Genomic DNA, 17,853 nt, shown 5'->3' on the forward strand with positions numbered 1-17,853 from the left:
CGGTTCGGGGCCGGAAGCGAGGCGTTGCCGCGGTTCGCGGCCGGCAGCGAGGCGTTGCCCGCGCTGGGAGCCCTGTCCGCGTCCAGGGTGTTGTAGGTAAATTCGCCGCCGACGATCGTGGCAAGGACCTCGAGCGCGGAGATGTCGGCAGCGTCCAGCGGTGAGCCGGACAGCACCGCGAAGTCCGCCAACTTCCCCCTGCGCAACGTGCCCTTCTCGCTGGCCGCGCCCGTGGCCCGGGCGGCCCAGTCGGTGTAAGTCCGCAGCGCTTCTTCGGCGGTGAGGCCCTCGGACGCCCCGCCGAGGATCCGTCCTTGTTCGGTGCGGCGGTCCACCCAGGACTGCATCGCGCGGAGCACGTTGTTATCGGCCACCGGCAGGTCGGAGCTGCCCGCCACCAGGATGCCCGCGTCCACCAGCGAGCGCCCCCGGTAGAGCCAGCCCTCGCGCTCCGCACCCACCAAGGCGGCAAACTGATCGCCCAGCGGGCCGATGAACGCGGCCTGGGGGGTGACCGCGATCCCGGCCGCGGCGACGGGCGCCAGCTGGTCCGGCCGCGAAATGCCGAAGTGCTCAATCCGGTTGGGCAGATGGTTCCGGCCGTAGCGCTCCTGGCAGCCGATAATGATGTCGATCGCCAGATCAATCGCCGCGTCGCCGATGGCATGAAGCGCAACCGGCCAGCCGGCCCGGTAGGCCGCGTCCACGCGTTCACGGTAGGCCTCGGGTGAATCCAGCAGGTAGCCCTTGGTGTGCTGGTGGCCGCAGTAGTCCTCGGTCACGGCCGCCGTGACGCCCAGCAATGAGCCGTCCATAAAGACCTTTACCGGCCCCAGGGACACCCAATCGTCGCCGAAGCCCGCAACCGCCCCGAGGTCCAGGCCCCGTCCGTTGCCGGTGCCATGCATGTCGGAGGCGTTGGCCTCAAGCGGCCGCAGCGAGTCGAGCGCGGGCATCAGCTGGGCGCGGGCATGGAGCCTGCCGGCCTGCTTGGCCTTCAGGTACGCCTGCACTTCCACCGGGCTGTGCCCTATCCAGCCGCCCCCGATGCCTGCCTCGGTGAAACTGGTGATCCCTTCGGCCGCGTAACGCGTGGTCGCCGCGTCCAGTGCCTCGACGATGCGCTCCACCGGATACGGCAGCAGCAGGTCCTGGATCAGCTGCTGCGCGGATTCTTCGACAACGCCGGTCGGGTATCCGTCCGGGCCGCGGAGCACGGCGCCGCCGGTGGGGTCGCTGAAGCCGGGATCGAACACGCCGGCCAGGCGCAAAGTCGCGGAGTTGGTGATGGACAGGTGCCCGGAGACATGCCTCAGGTACAGCGGCCGGTCGCCCGTAATCTCGTCCAGTCGGCGGATGTCCGGAAAGGCCCCGCCGTGGTGCTTGTGGTTGAAGCCGGTGCCGTTGACCCAGGCGCCCGGCCGGTCCTCGAGCCGCCGAACCTCAGCGTCCAGCAGCGCGTACAGTTCCTCCAAGCCGCGGGCCTGATCCAGCTCCACGGCGCCCAAGCCCAGTCCCCACCAGGTGGTGTGGCAGTGCGCGTCAATGAAGCCGGGCACCACTGCGGCACCGTCCAGCGATACTTCGCGGGCAGCGGTGCAGCCGTCAAGCTCCTCGTCGAAGCCGACAATCCGCTCATTTAAGACGCCGACGGCGTGGGCCCGGGGACGCTCTGATTCCAGGGTGAGGATTTCGGCGTCGCGCAGGATAAGGTCCAGTTTCATCGTGTCCCCTCCACCGCCGCCGCTACAGGATTGCCGGCATCATGCGCCGCCGGCCCGGGTGAAGCCAGGCCTGCGATCTCCTCCGGCGCATTGGCCGTGCCCGGCGGCATCGTCTGCGGATCCGTGACCAGGTGCAGCAGCGCCAGCCGGCCGCTGGTCAGCGCACGCTCCAGCGCCGGCCCAAACTCGGAGGTCGCTTCGACGCGTTCCCCGTGCCCGCCGAAGCTGCGGATCCAGTCGGAGAAGTCGGGGTTGACCATGGAGGTGCCGGACGGCCGGTCCGGGTAATGCTTGCGCTGGTGTTGGACGATGGTGCCGTAGATGCCGTTGTCCACCACGATCACCAGCGGAGCAGCTCCGTGCGCCGCCGCCACGGCCAGTTCCTGCGCGTTCATCATGAAGTCGCCGTCGCCGCAGACGGCCACCACCTGCCGGTTCGGTTCGATCAGCGACGCGGCGACGGCCGCCGGGACGGCCAGTCCCATGGCGCCGTTGCGCGGCCCGATCAGCGAACCGGCGCCGTGGTGGGTCAGGTAGCGGTGGCCCCAGAGCGTCGCGTTGCCGGCGCCGTACGTCACCACCTTGTCCGCAGGCAGCCGCTCTTCCAGCACGCCGAAGGCCACCCCCAGGTCAACCCCGGGGCTGTGGTCCGGACGAGGCGTGGCGTAGCGGCGCTGGTCTGCGGCGAGCGCGTCCATCCAGCCGCTGCCCCGCGTGCCGCGGGCCTCTGCGGCAGGAGGAAGTGCGTCAACGAAGGCCGACGGCGAAACCGCCAGATGCTGGTCAATCCGGCCGGAGTGCATGGCTGCATCGGGATCCGGCAGCACCAGCACCGTCGTGGCCTCGAAGCCCTTGGTGTAGCCGTCGCTGAGCACATCGCTCCGGCCGCAGCCGATGAAGACCAGCAGGTCGGCCTCGTCCAGCCTGGCGGCCAGGGTGTCAGCCCGGCCGTAGCCGAGCCAGCCGGACCAAGCCGGCGAACGGTGCGGAACCACGTCGTAGGCACGCCAATCGGCCGCCACCGGCACCTGCGCCTCGGCTGCCCAGGCAGCGAGTTTCACGCCGTCGTCGTGCCAGCCCTCGCCGCCGGCAATGATCAGCGGACGGGCGGCAGCGGCCAGCCGGCCCGCCAGTTCCTCCATCGCGGCCGGAGGCGGGACGGCTGCTGGCAGCGCACGCGGTTGAACTACCCGCGTGTTGGTCTGCCGGACCAGCACGTCCTCAGGCAGGCCGATCACCACCGGGCCGGGCCGGCCGGACACAGCCAAGTGCATCGCCTCGGCAACCGTTTCCGCGGCGCGGTGCTCGTCGTCGAGCACCACCACGCGTTTGGCGGTCGTCGAGAACCAGCCCTCAAGGCTGAACTCCTGGAACGAGTCCCGGCCCCGGTCCACCACCGGGATCAGGCCGACAAAGAGCACCAGCGGCGTCGCGTCCTGCCACGCGGTATGCACGGCAATCATCGCGTTCGCCGCGCCCGGCCCGCGGGTCACCATGGCGATGCCCGGGATGCCGGTCTTGCGCCCCTCCGCCAGCGCCATGAACCCGGCGCCGCCCTCCTGGCGGCACACCACCGTTGCCACCGGCGAGTCGTGCAGCCCGTCCAGGACATCGAGGAAGCTTTCGCCCGGTACCGAGTACACGCGCCGGACGCCGTGCGCCTCCAACTGGCGGACAATCAGGTGGCCTGCGGACTGGGCCATGGTGTGGTGCTCCTTCGTCAGGAAATTCGTCGTCGGAAGTTGGAATCAGTGCTTGAAGCCGGGCAGGTTCACGCTCATGCGCGGAGCCACGACACCGGCCACGGCGGTGAACAGGCTGAGGAACACCAGCAAGGCGGCGGCCGGCCACCAGTGGTTTCCGGCGGCGGCCACGGTGCCGGTGGCCAGCAGCGGAACGAAGCCGGAGAGCATGCCGGCGGTGTTGGAGGCGAAGCCCACCCCGGTGTAACGGGTGCGGGCCGGGAACAGGCCGGTCAGCACCGTGCCGGAAGCCGCGTACGGGAACGAGAGCGTCGCCACGGCGAGGACCATACCGATAACCACCAACACAGAGTTGCCGCTGGCCACCAGCAGGAAGGCCGGCACGGCGGCCAGGGCGGAGGCGATGCCGCCCCACAAGATGACGCGGCTGGCGCCGAACCGCTCGCCCAGGCGGCCGCCCAGAATGAGGACGGGGATTTCGACGATGGCCGCAATCATGCCGCCCAGCAGCATCAGCCGGGCGGAGTAGCCCAGGATGTTCACGCCGTAGTAGACCACAAACGCGGTGACCAGGTAGAAGCCGCCGACGCCGAGCAGGGCCGCGGCCATGCCGATGATGATGTGCTTCCAGGACTCCCTCAGGGTGGTGCGGATCGGGGCCTTCTCCACCTGGTCGTGCTCCAGCAACTCGGCGAAGACCGGGGATTCTTCCAACCTGCTGCGAATGTAGAGCGCGATCAGCAGCATCGGGATGGCGGCCAGGAAGGGGATGCGCCAACCGAAGGAGTTGAAGGTTTCCTGCGAGAAGAACAAGGTCATCAGGAAGAAGCCGCCGGACGAAAGGATGGTGCCGATCGGTGAACCGATCTGCGGCAGCGCCGCGTAGCGGGCACGGCGTTCCAGCGGGGCGTTCTCCACCACAATCGTCATGGCGCCGGACCACTCGCCGCCCACAAACAGTCCCTGGGCCACGCGCAGCAGCACCAGCAGCACAGGAGCGGCCACACCAATGGCGGCGTACGTCGGCAGCAGGCCGATCAGGCCGGTCACCACGCCGATGCCCACAATGGTGACCATCAAGGTCTTGCGGCGACCGATCTTGTCGCCCATGGCCCCGAAGAACATGCCACCCAGCGGTCGTGCCACTAGGCCGACGCCGAACGTGGCGAAGGACGCCAGCGCCGCCGCCGTTGCGTTCTCATTGGCGAAGTACTGGACATTGAACACCAGCGCCGCCGCCGCGCTGAACAGGAAGAAGTCGTACCACTCCATGGCAGTGCCGATGAGGGCACCGATGGAAACCTTCATCGCCTCCTTGTCCGTGATCTGCCGGGTGGCCCCGGCCTCTAGGTTCAAGGTTTCTGACATGGTTCCTCCGTGTTGGGTGTTCAGGTGTTCCGTTGTGCCGGACGCCACAACGCGCTGACGATGCACACCAGCCTCCCAGAGTGTGCCGCGTCACACCCGCACGAAACGTTGCGGCTTTTCGCGGCTAAGATGTGCAAAAGCACACGATAGGGGTAAAAAACGCCATGGAAGCACCGCTCATGGAAAACCACGACGATGCCTCCGCAGCCCGTTGGAACCTGCTGCTGGACCAGCTGTCCGTGGACAAGCTGACGGACCTTTTCATCGAACGCATCCTGCAACTCGACGACTACCGGGACGGGGTGCTGCCGGCCAGCGAAATCCGCCGCACAGGGGCGGCCTCGTTCCGGGCGCTGATTGAGAGCCTGCGCCCCGGCGACGACAGCGAACGTCTCATCGCCGAGCGGCAAGGCATTTCATTGGACGTCGGTGTCTCCCGGGCGAGGACCGGCATCCCCGTGGAGTCCCTGATGACCGCGATCCGCATCGACTTCACAGTGATCTGGGGCGAACTCATGGCACTGGCGGGCCCGGACGACGCCGAGCTACTGGTGCGCCGGGCCGAAACGGTGTGGCAGGTGGTGGACTCCTACGCGGCGGAAACCCAAGCCATTTATATGGCCGAGCGCCAGCGCATGGCTCAGGAAGAATCCTCGGTGCGGCAAGGACATGTCGCCACAATATTCGGGCAGGTCGACCCTCCGTCGGAAACGCTCACCCGCATCGCCGACGAGCTCGGCATCGATGAAACTGCTCCCCTCGTGGTCGCGGCAGCCACAACCGACGACGCCGCCGCGCTTCGTGTGGAGGTTGCCTCGGCTTCCCGCCGTGGCACCGAAATATTCACCCACCCCCTGCCCGACGGACTCGTCGCCTTCTGGGCAGCCGATGACCGCCCGGGCAGCGCCGCCCGCGAAGCCACCGAGCACATCAGGAACATCCGCTGCGGCTTGGTTACCCAGGTTGAGGGCCTCACCGACCTGCGCGTCGCCGCCCAAACCGCCCGCGCCCTGGCGTCCTTGGCCGAAGTCAGTGATCGGCAGGCCCTCACGATGCAAAACGCCTGGGCCCGGCTGGCTCGGCACCGCCTCTCGGAAACCGGGGTTCCCATTGTCCCCGACGTGGACGCCGCGCTGGCCCGATGCGGAACGGTGGAACGGGCCCGGCTGGTGGAAGCGGTACGGTCCTACCTTTCCACGGGCAGCATCGCCCAGTCCGCAGACCAACTCTTCTGCCACCGGAACACCCTGATGAACCGACTGCGTCGCTTCACGGAATTAGTCGGTGTCGACGTGACCATCCCCCAACAAGCCGCCCGCCTCGTCGTCGCTTGGTCCTGACCGAGCGACGCAGCACCGGACGTCCCGGGAAACGTGACGGATCTCTCCTCTTTTGACTTGCCACACCCGACCTGATGCTATTGAGGAAGGCCAACCGGTGTTTTTGGATCTTCGGTTGGCCGCTCCGAATCGCTCGCGCAGGCATCCTCGCCTGCCCGCGGACACGGTGCCCGTCTCCCCCTCGGGATTGATTATTCAGGGCCCGGCGCCTTCCTGCGCCGCCAGTGTCATACCGCTGCGCACCTAGCGCCTTTGTTCACCGCCACCGGTGCGCCGATACGGCCGTTCCGTGGATTTGGAGTGTCGAGCCTGACGGAGAGATCCATTGAATGAGGAGATGCATTTAATATGCGAGTCGGAATCATTGGTGCAGGACCCAGCGGCATGGCCCAACTGCGCGCGTTTGAATCAGCCCGTAAACTCGGAGCCGAAATCCCGGACATCGTGTGCTTCGAAAAGCAGTCCGATTGGGGCGGACAGTGGAACAGCAGTTGGCGCACCGGCCTGGATGCCGCCGGCGAGCCCGTGCACAGCAGCATGTACCGGCACCTGTGGTCGAACGGGCCCAAGGAAGTCCTCGAGTTTTCCGACTACACCTTTGATGAGCACTTCGGCCGACCCATTTCCTCTTTCCCGCCGCGGGAAGTCTTGTTCGACTACATCGCCGGACGCGTGGAGAAATCCGACGTCCGCAAGTACGTCCGGTTCAACACCGTGGCCCGCTGGGTCTCCTACGACGAAAAGTCCCAGGAATTCACCGTCACGGTCGAGGACCTCGCCGCGCACCGCACCGAAACGCACGTTTTCGACAAGCTCGTAGTCTCCACCGGCCACTTCTCCTACCCGAATGTGCCGGCGTTCGAGGGCATCAACAGCTTCCCGGGCGAAGTGCTCCACGCCCACGATTTCCGCGGCGCCGAACGGTTCGCCGGCAAGAACCTGCTCATGATCGGCAGCAGCTACTCCGCCGAGGACATCGGCATGCAGGCCCACAAGATGGGCGCCAAGTCCGTCACCTTCAGCTACCGCAGCGGCCCGATGGGCTTCGACTGGCCGGAGTCGGCCGTTGAACGCCCGCTCGTGGAACGCTTTGAGGGCAGCACCGCGCACTTCAGCGACGGCACCACCGGCGAGTTCGACGCCGTGATCCTGTGCACCGGCTACCTGCACAAGTACCCTTTCCTGCCCACCGAACTGTCGCTGCAGTCGCCGAACCTGCTCTACCCCGGCAACCTCTACAAGGGCGTGGTCTGGCAGCAGAACACGAACATGTTCTATCTGGGCGCGCAGGACCAGTACTACACCTTCAACATGTTCGATGCGCAGGCATGGTTCGCCCGCGACGTGATGCTGGGCCGGATCGAGCTGCCGTCGCAGCAGGAACGCCAAGCGGACATCCAGGCCTGGCTGGACCGCCAGGACGCACTCCCCGACCACGACGCCGAGGCCGATTTCCAGACCGACTACCTGCGTGACCTGATCGCCCTGACGGACTACCCGGAGTTCGACCTGGGCGCCGTCGCGGTGCTGCTCAAGCAGTGGATGAAGGACAAAGAAGAGAACATCCTCGGGTACCGGGACATGATCCACCGTTCCGTCATGACCGGCACCATGGCCGCCCGGCACCACACCCGCTGGATCAACGCCATGGACGACAGCATGGCGCGCTACCTCGGCGGCCCCTCCGAGGACATGGACACCGGAGCGCTGGCAGCCCTGACCGGGGACACCAGGCAAGCCGCCGGCAGGTAAGACCCGCCAAGAACCACGGACGACGGCGGGTGGGCCGGGAGCGCTGCCTCCCCGCCACCCGCCGTCGTCACCTCCAGTGCCCCGGTTGAACCCGGGGCACTGGTGTTCACCCCGGTGGCCCAGCGGTTAGGGCCCGTTCCCGCCTGTTCCGTAGATGAACTCCTCGGCGTGGGCCACGGCCTTCTTGAACGAGTCGTTGCGCAGAGCCGCCTGCTCTGGGCCGCCGTTGGTGCTTTCCGTGTAGTTCGTATAGCCGGGACGCAGCGCCCAGATGCCGCCCGCCGGCGGCAGGTAGAACACGGCGAAGGAGCGGTGTTCGCCGTCGTCGTCCTCCCACACCGGCACCACGGCGACCGCGGCGCCGGTGTCCACGTTGATCCACTGCGCGCGCGGGCGCGGCTGGCCTTCCTCGAAGACGCTCGGGTCCAAAAACGGCGCGGTCCCCGGCCCCCAGCGCTCCTCGAACCGTTCATGGAAAACGGGAAACAGGTGATGGTCGTACCGACGCCAACTGGAAACAGGCATTGATCCTCGCTTCATCGAAAGGGGAATAGCAGCCACTCAGGCCACACGGTATCCTCGGGCTCCGGTCGTGGGAAGCCGAGGTAGACCGGATCCGCCACCTGCATGGGCGGGCGTACTCCGGGCGCGGGACGCGGACGAGTCCTGGGCGTCGCGGGCCGTCCCCGCGAAGCCGCCTGCCCGCCGCCGGTCGAAGCCGCCGTTTGGCCGCCGCGGCGGCCGCCGGACGAAGACGCCCCCGTTTGCCCGCGTCCGCTGCCCACCCGGCGCCCGCGGTCGTAATCTGCGCGGCGGCCCACGTCACCCAGCACCGAGTAAGCCTGCAGGATGGCACCCATCGCCAAGCCGTCGGCGCGCGACCGCGGCGCATCGCCGTCGTGGTTCAGATCCGGGTGATGCACGCGCAGCAAGGACCGATACGCGCGCCTGATGTCAGCATCGCTGGCATCGGGCGACACGCCCAGGATGGCGTAGAAGTCGGCGTCACCCATGCTGGCCTCCTCCCTGCTGCTGCCGAAAGCGTGCGCCGCTCATGGCCAGCCGGTGGTTCCGCCCGTCCCCGGGCGTAACCACCGGCTGCGATCCCACAGGTCAGGCGTCGATCATCTGCTTGGTGTCTCCGCTGTTGATCTCGATCTTGCGCGGCTTGGCCTGCTCGCGGATGGGGATCCGCAGGGCCAGCACGCCGGCCTCGTAGTTCGCCGTGACCTTGTCCGTATCCAGCGTGTCGCCCAAAATCAGCTGGCGGCTAAAGGTACCGCTGGGCCGTTCGGCGGCAACGACTTCCTTGCCGTCCTCGATCTTGGACTTGCGCTCCGCAGCAACCGTGAGGACATTGCGTTCCACGTCCAGGTCGATGGTGGACGGATCGACGCCGGGCAGGTCGAGTTCGACGACGAACTCCTCGCCCTCGCGCCACGCATCCATCGGCATCGCCACCGGGCGTGCCTGGTTTCCGAAGACCTGCTGGGTCAGGCGGTCCAGCTCACGGAAGGGATCAGTTCTCATCAACATGGCAGCCTCCTTCAGTTCTTCTCGTTGGCGCTCACTAAATCTATGTTTGAGCGCATAGATATTATGACTCTGCGCTACTATGTTTGCAAGTCGGTTTTGGGAGGAATTTTGGCAAGCGAGAAAAAGCAGCCGCGCACGGACAAGGGCGTCTACGGCATCTCCGTGGTCTCCGACATCGTGGGCGTGGGCGAGCAGACCCTGCGCCTGTACGAACGGCGCGGCCTGCTGGAACCGGAGCGCACGGCCGGCGGCACCCGGCGGTACAGCCAGGACGACGTCGACCGCCTCCGCCGGATCGGCGAGCTCGTGGACGACGGCGTGAACCTGGCCGGCGTCGGCAAGGTCCTGGAGCTGGAAGAGGACAACGCTTCGCTGCACCGGCAGCTTAAAGCGGCCAAGGAACGCGCGGCCGGACGGGAGCAGCGCGAAGAACCGGAGGAAACCACGCGGCCGGCCTGAACGCCTCCCTTCCGCCCGGCACGCGGAGTATGGTCGACACCGGGGCCCACATCCGAGCTAAACAGAGGACCACGCTCATGGGACTGCGAAGCGCGCTGTTCGCCGCGCAATATGATGCCGCCATTCGCCGCGAACCGGCCGAGCTCGCGTCACACCGCACCGCCTTGCTGTCCGGGTTGAGCGGGATTGTGTACGACGTCGGTGCGGGCACCGGCGCGAACCTGCCCTACTTCCCGCCGGGGTGCTCCGTGACGGCGGTGGAGCCGGACCCGAACATGCGCAAGCGGCTGGAGTCCAGGCTGGGGTCCCACTCCGCAACGGTGCGCGTCGTGGATGCGTTGGCCGAGGACCTGCCGGCCGAGGACGCCAGCGTGGACGCCGTGGTGTTCACCCTGGTGCTGTGCAGCGTCCCCGACCAGGCGGCCGCGCTGGCCGAGACCAGGCGCGTGCTCAAGCCCGACGGCAAGCTCCTCTTCCTGGAACATGTCCGCGGCCCGGGCGCGCACGGCAAGGTGCAGGACCTGCTGCGGCCGGTGTGGTCGTTCGCGGCACAGGGCTGCGAGCCCAACCGGAACACCGCGGCGGCGATAGCCGCCGCCGGCTTCGATGTCTCAGTGCAGGACGAGTTCGCCGTCGGGCCGGCGTGGCTGCCCATAAATCCCATGGTGGCGGGCACGGCAACGCCCGGAGACAACCGTTAGGCTATCTCCGGGCGCTGCGCGGCGGGGCCGCTTAGGCGGGAGTGCTCGTTATCCGAACCCGCCGAGCTTGTCCTTCATGCCGCCCAGCTTCTCGCCCAATCCTCCGGGGAGCTTGCCGAGGAGCGCGTCGACGTCGATGCCCAGCCTGGACAACAGCCCGGAGTCGCGCTCGGTGTCCACCTTCTCCGGCAGTTCTGCATCTGCCGCAACTGCCTGGTCCTCCTTGCCCTGCTGCTTGAGGAAATCGATGATCTGCTGCTTGTCGATCTGCATGGGTTTTTCCCTTCGCTAGCGTGTCAGCGTACTTCCACTTTCCTCGCGGCGGGCACGTGTGGCAAGGGCTCAAGACGGCAGCAAAGGCCGGATGGCATACTGTTTGGACTCCACAGCGCCGTGGAAACATCGTGGACAGGAACGCATGACATGGCTGGGCATTTCGAAGTGATCAAGGCGCCCGACGGCGGCTACCGGGTCAGGATGCTGGACGGCAAGGGAAACCTCATGGCCGAATCGGTGACGTATCCGTCCCTCCAGGAGGCCAAGGACGGCATCGAGCTCGCCCGGGAAATCGCCGGCACCGGCCGCGTGATCGACCGAACGGACGGCGACAATCCGTAGTCCGATGCGGAGCGTCGGAAGCCTGTCCGTGGTGGCAGAAAAGAGCGTAGCGTGATGGCTACGCCGCTCTCAACAGCCCTGAGGGATCCTTCCGCAGCTTGCCCGACTGCACAGCATCATTGAGAGCCTCCTCCAACCTCGCACCGATACCGACTGTGACGCGTTTGCCGCCGAACACGCGAACGGTTTGGCGTTTGAGTTCCTCAAGATGGATCCCCGCGGCAGCGTGGCACACGTCCACCATCGCGTTAGCGATCTCGATCTTGCTCACGTGCTCGATCTTCCGCTCAACATCCGCATCATTTTCGCGATAACCCGTCCAATTCGTGCCATCCATACCTGCCGGCCAGACGAAGGAGTCCTTGTCTACATGAAAGCGCTTGGTTTCGAGCTGACGCAGCACGGACTTCGCCCGTTGACTGTTCACCTTGTTGAGGTCAAACTCAGCGCAGACAAGTTTGGCCAGCCGATCGGTGTGGATCGGCCCCTCCACCTCGACCACCTGCGCAATGACGGCCGCCACCAGCGCCCGGGATTTCGATGAATACGTCAGCGAGTCCAGGACGTCAATCCCGCCAACTCCTCGGAAAGTCCAGGGCGAATACTGCTTCACCCTGGCATCGAGAACAACCGCTTCCGATGCGCCTCGGACCGGCTCGTACGTCTTTTCCCCTGGCGACGTCGGGCCTTCTATTTCTTCCACGACAACAGCAACGGGCGCCTCAGAACCTAGTTTGGCGTTCTGAGGAACGGCACCGCTAAGGACGTCAGCGTCAACGTGCCATTCCGGAGTCGGCCTGTCGGCTTCGCCGTCAGGCACCGACACGTCATCGGCAAAGGCACCGTCTTCCCGCCGTGCCGATTTCTCGAGCCGCTCAACCACAGCGGCCGAATCGGAAAGCCACTCGGGCAGCCACACACGCTCGACGGCCGGCCAGCGTAGCATCCGTGAGAGCACGTCGGACGGCAGCCCGTCCCTGTCCCCCACGGTTCCCCGCGAAGCCCAGGCCGGTGAATCCAGCAGCACAGCCATCACCGGCCGGTCCGGATTCTCGGGCAGCGCCACGCTCAGATCCACCTTGAAGTCCGAGAGTCCGACGTCCGTAGTGACCACGAGTCCACAGTCGCGCAGGGCAAGGGCGATCTGCTCGCGGTGCCGGTCAACCGCCGGTTTCCTGCGGCCGTCGAAGGGCAGCGAGCCGGTGCCATGGGCTGCGAGTTCAAGATAGCTGCGCAGATGCTTGATGCCCGCGGAGGAGGTTTCCTCCGCCCGCAGTTCGGACGGATCGAAGCTGGAGAACACGACGACCTGACGGCGAGCCCGGGTGACGGCGACGTTGAGTCGCCGTTCGCCGCCGCTGCGGTTCAGCGGTCCGAAGTTCAAGGGCAAATAGCCTCGGTCATTCTTGCTGAAGCCGGTGGAAAACAGGATGGTGTCGCGCTCGTCGCCCTGGACGTTCTCAAGATTCTTTACGAACAGACCGTCGGAAGCGTCAAGTGCCTCGGCAATGCGCGGGTCGTCGGAATCCCGCAGCAGGGATTCGATGTACGCACGCTGCTGGAGGTTGAAAGTCACGACGCCGATGGACGGATAGTCCTCCGGCGAGGCCTCGAAACGCCGTCGAATCTCGCCGACCACGGCCTCCGCCTCCACCGGGTTGGTCCGCAGCAGCTTCCCGGCGCCGGAACGGTTGAAGTGCCCGTCCACTCGAACGAAGTTGATGCCATAGCCGTTGATCCCAGGATCAGCCGCGCCATGCACCGGTGCCGGAAAGGATGAAAGCTTGCTGTCGTAGTACTGCTGGTTGCTGAAGGCGATCAGCGATTCATCCTGGCTGCGGTAGTGCCAGGACAGCCACTGCCGCGGGACGCGCGCCAGCACGCACTCGGACAGGATGGACTCCTCGTCCTCCACTGTTTCGCTGGCCAGCTCGGTGTCCTCGTCCTTTTCCATGGTCGTCTCGGCGAAGGAGGTGGGAGGCATCTGCTTGCTGTCGCCGACGACGACGACGGCGCGGCCGCGTCCCATGGCGCCGACAGCGTCGGCTACCCGGATCTGGGATGCCTCGTCGAAGACCACTAGGTCAAAGAGATCCGCTTTCGCCGGGAAGAACCGCGCCACAGAGTCCGGACTGACGAGAACGCAGGGCATGATTTGGGTGATGAGTTCGCCGTACGTTTCCAGCAGCGGCCGCACCCGCAGTCCCCCGGATTTGTAGTTCAGCTGGCGCTGAAGTTTCCCCATCTGTCCGGCTTTGGCCTCCGCATCGAAGCGCCTCGATTTCAGGACCTCGTCGGGCAGCGCTGCCTTCAGATACTCGCGAATATGCCGCGAGCCTGTGGTGAACCTTGCGATCATTTTTTCGTGGCTCCGGGGCTCAAACCGGTCCAGCCCGGTGGCGGTCGCACGTTCCTGCTGCGAGGCCAAGGCAAGGCCGCGCTCAAACGCCCGGCCGGCGTCGGCGGATTCAACCCGGCCCAGCATCAGCTGCTCCCGCGCCTGGACAAGCCCGGCCGCGCGCAGCGGTTCCAGCCGTTCGATGAACGCCAGCCAGCGACCCAGGGACGCCGCGGCGGACTTGTCCAGGTCTCGTCCCCGGCTCGTCTGTTCCCAACGTTCGAGCATGCGCTGGCCGCCCAGCCATGCCTGCAGCCCTTCATCAGTCAGCCGGGCTGCCGCCTGCAAATCTGTTGCGGCGCGCGCCAACGCAGCGACAATTTCCACCGCCGCCGCGTCCACCGGTATACGGGCTCTGAGAAAGGCACGCAGTGTCGGCAGGAACTCCGCCGGGTCCGGCGCGCCGTCGACTTTCACGAGCGAGGCCGCCCACTCCAGCCACTGGACATTGTTGCGCAGGTACTCCTGACCGTGCTCGGTCAGCGGGTTCCAGGAGACCGGCAGCGCTACGCCGGGAACGGAGCCGGCATAGTCAGCAAATCCGCGGACCGCACCTTGGACATTCATCAGGGCGCCTGTCAGCCCGGGTAGTTCCTTCGGTTTGATTTCGACGCCGGGCCGGATCACCGAGGCGAGCTGGTCCCGGACCGCGATCAGCCGCTTTTTCCGCCGGAAGAAGCCGGATTCCGCCGCCGCAACGGCCTGTGCGTGAAGATCTGCGACCGGCAAATCCAGCGCCTCGGGTGTCACCTTGTCCAGCCCCGGATGCGATGCCGCCACGAACGCGGTCATCTGGGTGCCAAGCATGCGGGCGGCATCGCTCCAGCGGTCGCTGTTGACCTCGTCGAGCACATCCATGTCTAGATTGCTGCTGCGTAGCAGGGCGGCAAGTTTGGTCAGGTCTGCGGGGGTGCGGGCGGCGAGCAGGACTTTGAGGAGCTCCGGTGATGCCGGCAGCTGTTCCAGTGACGTCTGGAGGCTGCGCGCGGCGGCAGCCACCGCTCGTGCCCCTTCTGCCGACAGAGGCTGATCGATAAAGCCCCATGGATGCCGTTCGCCAGGCCCGGCAGGCTCCGCCACGTCCGGCAGTTCGGCGAGCAGGCTGCGCAGCTGCTGCAGCGCGCCGAGTGACACGCGTCCGGCAAAATTCTCCGGCACATGCAGCGCCTGAACTTCCTCCCCCACGGCCAGTTCCTGCGTGCGGGCACTGTACAGGGAGAGCTCCGCCCCGTTTTCCTCGTGCAGACGGGAGGCGTAGCGGACGAGCCCGCGGCGGGCGTTGTGCAGTGTCCCCAGGGCGGCGTCCAGACCCTGCCGGTCCGGGTCCGCGGTGTGCTCGAGGGCCAGCCTGATCTGTTCGCGTACGGCAGCCGGCTTGCTCCCCTTGTCGTGCAGGTCGAGAGAGAAGACACCCATCCCGACTTCGTCCAGGCGCTTCTGCACCACGTCTAGCGCGGCCCGCTTTTCCGCGACGAAGAGCACCCGCTTGCCCTCAACGATGGCGCGCGTGAGCAGATTGGTGATGGTCTGGGACTTGCCGGTCCCCGGAGGGCCCTCAAGGACGAAGGACTTCCCGGCAACTGCTTCGGCAACCGCCCGCAGCTGCGAGGAATCCGCCGGGATCGGCACTTTCGCGGCCAGTTCGTCCAAATCTGCCTCCGCCTCGCCGCCCACCGGGTCCGTAAAGTGCTCCGTCGGGGTGTGGATCAGATGTTTCACCAGGGCGTTGTGGGAGAGTTCTTCCCAGTTCTCATCCAGGTCTTTCCAGAGCCGGAACTTCGCGAACTGCAGGATGGACAGGTCCACGGTCGGCTCTACGCGGAACGGCAGGCCCTTTTCGGCCACCGCGCTCCGGACGGCGCCGAAGGCAGCCTGCAAGTCGATTCCGGAGCCGTCCTCCAGCGGCTCCGCCAGCCCGGGAATTTCCAGCCCATGGGTCAGCCTCAGCTTCTCGAGCAGGCAGTAGTTCGGCGTCGACGTGCCGGAATCATCCAGGCTGATGCGGTAGGCGCCCTGTTTCGTGGTCGGACGCAGCCGCGCCGGCACCAGGACCAGCGGCGAACGCAGATCCTTGCCGTCGACGCTCCAGACCAGCGAGCCTAGGGCGAGATACAGATTGTTGGCACCCGTTTCCTCCACCAGTGTCTTCGCCTTGTAGGCCAGGTTCCGCATGCGGGTCTGGTAGGCATCACTGGTGACATCGGCGAAGACGGCCTTTTGGTTGACCAGGATGTCCGCCAGCTGGTCCTGGGGCAGGTCCCGCCCGAACCGGATCCCGCGCTCGGACTGCATGGCGGAGACGTCGTCCGAGGGCATCAGGGTGATCGAGGTTCCGCCGTTGATCATGTCCTCGAACTGGCCCACCCTGTCATCCGGAACAGCAAGCGGGAATCTGGCGGTCTTAGTGAAGTTGATCAGCCGGTTGCGCAGGCTCAGATCCAGCAGCGTGTTCTTCCACTGGCTGACACGTGCCGGCATGTCCGGTCGCTGGCGGGTGCCGGGGGCTGCCGACGGCGCAGTTGCCGGAGCTGCGCCCGTCACCTCGCGCCGGGGCGGGGTGTATTCGACGACGGCGACCTGGCCGCCGTCGTCCGTGAACCTGGCCGGGATCGGCCGGACCCCGGCGTAGCGGGCCGCGAACACGTCGACGACACCAAGGACCTCGTCCAGATCGCCGGTCAGGTAGCGGACGTAGGGCTTGTTGTGCAGCTCGTCCATGCTCGAGTACTCGGCATCGGTGACCTTGGTTGTTTCGATCAGGCGGATCCGGCCCAGATCGATGGCATTGACCAGCAGATCCGGCTCCTCCAGCGCAGGGGTCTGGAAATTCGCCTCATCCCGCCAGTAGCCGAGGAAGATGTGCCCCTCCACGAGCCAAAGGTTCGCTTGAAGACCGGCGAACTCCAACGCGGCGGCCAGCACTACGGTGGTGTCCAGGCAGGTACCGAAACGGCCCTCCAGCACTTCTTCAGCCGTGCGCACCCGCTGGGCCTGCTGCCCCCACGAGGCCGGAGGTTCGCTGTAGCGGATGCCGCGCGTCTTCATGGCCGTGAAGATGGCTTCGACAATGTCGTCCGCCCGCTCCGATCCGGCCTGGTATCCCTGCAGCGACCCGCTGCCGGTCTTGGCCTTAAGCAGGTCGGATGCCTCAGAGCACAGCTTCGCAATGCTCGGATGGTTCGGCTGGACAAAACCCGCCAGTGATTCCAGCGAGAGCAGACCCGGCCGTCCAACCCAATGGTGCGCGGCTAACAGGTCAATGCCCTCAGCCGCGACGGCGACAGCCTCATCGTCCGATTCGAGGACGGCCTGCACGGTTCCCCGCTGCCTGTCCTGCAGCTGCAGCATCGACGCCGGATCGGACTGAAGGTCCGGATCCTGGATCGTCACCGTCCTGTTGGCCGGCAGATCCAGGTAATGCTCTGACGGTTTTGACACCGTGCCGGACTCGCCGGTGACCGTCAGCTTCAATACCGCTCCGCGCAGCTCGGGTCCACGGTTGTTGATCGTCAGCCGGCTCACGATCCGCCGGCCGTTGTACGCCATGACGTAGCTAAGCTCCGCGGCCGACTCGATGGCCATGCTGACGCTGGAGTTCTGCGGATTGGAGGCAGTCTCCCGCCCTGCCGGTCCTTCTTCATCCGGTTCCTGAGTCAGCCCCGGTCCGGGAATGATGTCTTCTGCTGTGGCATTTAGAGGGCCGGTGGCAGGTGGTTCCTGTTCCTTGCCCACAAGCTCCCGGGCCCGCGCCTCACGCAACAGGTCTCTGACCTGTTCTGCATGCTCCGCAGCGCCGATGGCTTCGAGCAGCCGCGCCGTCGTATCCAGGTAACGCAGCACGTCGTCGTCGCTGCATGGTTCATTGTGGGCCCACAGATTGCGGACCTGCCGCATCTCACTGGCGTATGCGCGAACATCAGGCGAGAGATTAAACGGGAACCCGAGGTTCCCCAGACGCTCGGTGAGCATCCGCAGCTGCACCTGCGGGTCGGTGGGCTTGTAGAGCTTGGACTCGCGGCGCTCCAGATCATCCTTGTGCTCCAGGACCCTGGTCCACTCGACGCCCGGCGCCGCCTCGGCCATGGTGGTTCGGATGAATGGTTCGAGGCCGCGCGACATGATGTCCAGCGCGCGTCCGATGAATTCCCGATTGGACAAGCCCACAGCAGTTCCCCCAACTCAGCCGCAGCGCTGCCTGCAGTGAGCGCTCCGGAATTTAGATTAGTACGGCAAATACAGTACTTCCGTTTGTGT

Annotated in this window: 13 protein-coding genes; 5 read left to right on the top strand and 8 right to left on the bottom strand. The window is 66.2% G+C overall.

Annotated features, from left to right (window positions below; all coding sequences use genetic code 11):
• From AC5RV2_RS02270 to AC5RV2_RS02280, 3 genes are all read right to left on the bottom strand, one after another.
• The coding region (locus AC5RV2_RS02270) for an amidohydrolase (RefSeq protein ID WP_494090990.1) at nt 1–1,724 on the bottom strand (1,724 nt) is incomplete at its 3' end.
• The gene (locus AC5RV2_RS02275; protein WP_494090991.1) at nt 1,721–3,427 is read right to left on the bottom strand and encodes a thiamine pyrophosphate-dependent enzyme; all 1,707 of its coding nucleotides are present in this window, start codon (nt 3,425–3,427) and stop codon (nt 1,721–1,723) included. The genes AC5RV2_RS02275 and AC5RV2_RS02270, both read right to left, overlap by 4 nt.
• Nucleotides 3,428–3,472: 45 nt before the next feature.
• Nucleotides 3,473–4,795: an MFS transporter gene (locus AC5RV2_RS02280; protein WP_494090992.1), complete on the bottom strand. Its 1,323-nt coding sequence runs from the start codon at nt 4,793–4,795 to the stop codon at nt 3,473–3,475.
• 164 nt (nt 4,796–4,959) lie between these two features.
• Between AC5RV2_RS02280 and AC5RV2_RS02285 the strand changes: the two genes are divergently transcribed.
• The gene (locus AC5RV2_RS02285; protein WP_494090993.1) at nt 4,960–6,135 is read left to right on the top strand and encodes a PucR family transcriptional regulator; all 1,176 of its coding nucleotides are present in this window, start codon (nt 4,960–4,962) and stop codon (nt 6,133–6,135) included.
• 348 nt (nt 6,136–6,483) lie between these two features.
• Complete coding sequence (locus tag AC5RV2_RS02290; protein ID WP_494090994.1) at nt 6,484–7,887, top strand: trimethylamine monooxygenase; 1,404 nt, start codon at nt 6,484–6,486, stop codon at nt 7,885–7,887.
• Between the two features lie 126 nt (nt 7,888–8,013).
• Here AC5RV2_RS02290 and AC5RV2_RS02295 read toward each other — a convergent pair whose 3' ends face one another.
• The 3 genes from AC5RV2_RS02295 to AC5RV2_RS02305 all read right to left on the bottom strand — a co-directional run bounded on the left by AC5RV2_RS02295 (nt 8,014) and on the right by AC5RV2_RS02305 (nt 9,423).
• Nucleotides 8,014–8,412 carry a hypothetical protein gene (locus tag AC5RV2_RS02295; protein ID WP_494069291.1) on the bottom strand — a complete coding sequence of 133 codons (399 nt, stop codon included), beginning with the start codon at nt 8,410–8,412 and terminating at the stop codon, nt 8,014–8,016.
• 11 nt (nt 8,413–8,423) lie between these two features.
• Nucleotides 8,424–8,900 (bottom strand): J domain-containing protein, encoded by a 477-nt coding sequence (locus AC5RV2_RS02300; protein ID WP_494090995.1) that lies wholly within the window; start codon nt 8,898–8,900, stop codon nt 8,424–8,426.
• A 100-nt stretch (nt 8,901–9,000) separates the two neighbouring features.
• Nucleotides 9,001–9,423, bottom strand: a complete 423-nt coding sequence (locus tag AC5RV2_RS02305; RefSeq protein ID WP_494090996.1) for an Hsp20/alpha crystallin family protein — start codon at nt 9,421–9,423, stop codon at nt 9,001–9,003.
• A gap of 108 nt (nt 9,424–9,531) precedes the next feature.
• Between AC5RV2_RS02305 and AC5RV2_RS02310 the strand changes: the two genes are divergently transcribed.
• Both AC5RV2_RS02310 and AC5RV2_RS02315 read left to right on the top strand, forming a co-directional pair.
• Complete coding sequence (locus AC5RV2_RS02310; RefSeq protein WP_494090997.1) at nt 9,532–9,882, top strand: MerR family transcriptional regulator; 351 nt, start codon at nt 9,532–9,534, stop codon at nt 9,880–9,882.
• Nucleotides 9,883–9,959: 77 nt separating this feature from the next.
• A complete protein-coding gene (locus tag AC5RV2_RS02315; RefSeq protein WP_494090998.1) occupies nt 9,960–10,583 on the top strand; it encodes a class I SAM-dependent methyltransferase in 624 nt (207 codons plus the stop codon).
• A gap of 48 nt (nt 10,584–10,631) precedes the next feature.
• Here the strand turns inward: AC5RV2_RS02315 and AC5RV2_RS02320 are convergent, their stop codons facing one another.
• On the bottom strand, nt 10,632–10,856 hold the full coding sequence (locus AC5RV2_RS02320) for a hypothetical protein (protein WP_493978740.1): 225 nt from the start codon (nt 10,854–10,856) through the stop codon (nt 10,632–10,634).
• Nucleotides 10,857–11,006: 150 nt separating this feature from the next.
• On the opposite strand from AC5RV2_RS02320, the gene AC5RV2_RS02325 reads away from it, so the two are divergent.
• The gene (locus tag AC5RV2_RS02325) at nt 11,007–11,201 is read left to right on the top strand and encodes a YegP family protein (protein ID WP_494090999.1); all 195 of its coding nucleotides are present in this window, start codon (nt 11,007–11,009) and stop codon (nt 11,199–11,201) included.
• A 58-nt stretch (nt 11,202–11,259) separates the two neighbouring features.
• Here AC5RV2_RS02325 and proA read toward each other — a convergent pair whose 3' ends face one another.
• Complete coding sequence (gene proA / locus AC5RV2_RS02330; protein ID WP_494091000.1) at nt 11,260–17,763, bottom strand: anti-phage protein ProA; 6,504 nt, start codon at nt 17,761–17,763, stop codon at nt 11,260–11,262.
• Between the last annotated feature and the right edge of the window lie 90 nt (nt 17,764–17,853).

The organism is Arthrobacter sp. Y3225116 (assembly GCF_059091245.1).

Bases quoted from the DNA above. Each gene is read 5' to 3' on its own strand.
- AC5RV2_RS02275 (WP_494090991.1), bottom strand. From the start codon at position 3,427: ATGGCCCAGTCCGCAGGCCACCTGATTGTCCGCCAGTTGGAGGCGCAC.
- AC5RV2_RS02280 (WP_494090992.1), bottom strand. From the start codon at position 4,795: ATGTCAGAAACCTTGAACCTAGAGGCCGGGGCCACCCGGCAGATCACG.
- AC5RV2_RS02285 (WP_494090993.1), top strand. From the start codon at position 4,960: ATGGAAGCACCGCTCATGGAAAACCACGACGATGCCTCCGCAGCCCGT.
- AC5RV2_RS02290 (WP_494090994.1), top strand. From the start codon at position 6,484: ATGCGAGTCGGAATCATTGGTGCAGGACCCAGCGGCATGGCCCAACTG.
- AC5RV2_RS02295 (WP_494069291.1), bottom strand. From the start codon at position 8,412: ATGCCTGTTTCCAGTTGGCGTCGGTACGACCATCACCTGTTTCCCGTT.
- AC5RV2_RS02300 (WP_494090995.1), bottom strand. From the start codon at position 8,900: ATGGGTGACGCCGACTTCTACGCCATCCTGGGCGTGTCGCCCGATGCC.
- AC5RV2_RS02305 (WP_494090996.1), bottom strand. From the start codon at position 9,423: ATGTTGATGAGAACTGATCCCTTCCGTGAGCTGGACCGCCTGACCCAG.
- AC5RV2_RS02315 (WP_494090998.1), top strand. From the start codon at position 9,960: ATGGGACTGCGAAGCGCGCTGTTCGCCGCGCAATATGATGCCGCCATT.
- AC5RV2_RS02320 (WP_493978740.1), bottom strand. From the start codon at position 10,856: ATGCAGATCGACAAGCAGCAGATCATCGATTTCCTCAAGCAGCAGGGC.
- AC5RV2_RS02325 (WP_494090999.1), top strand. From the start codon at position 11,007: ATGGCTGGGCATTTCGAAGTGATCAAGGCGCCCGACGGCGGCTACCGG.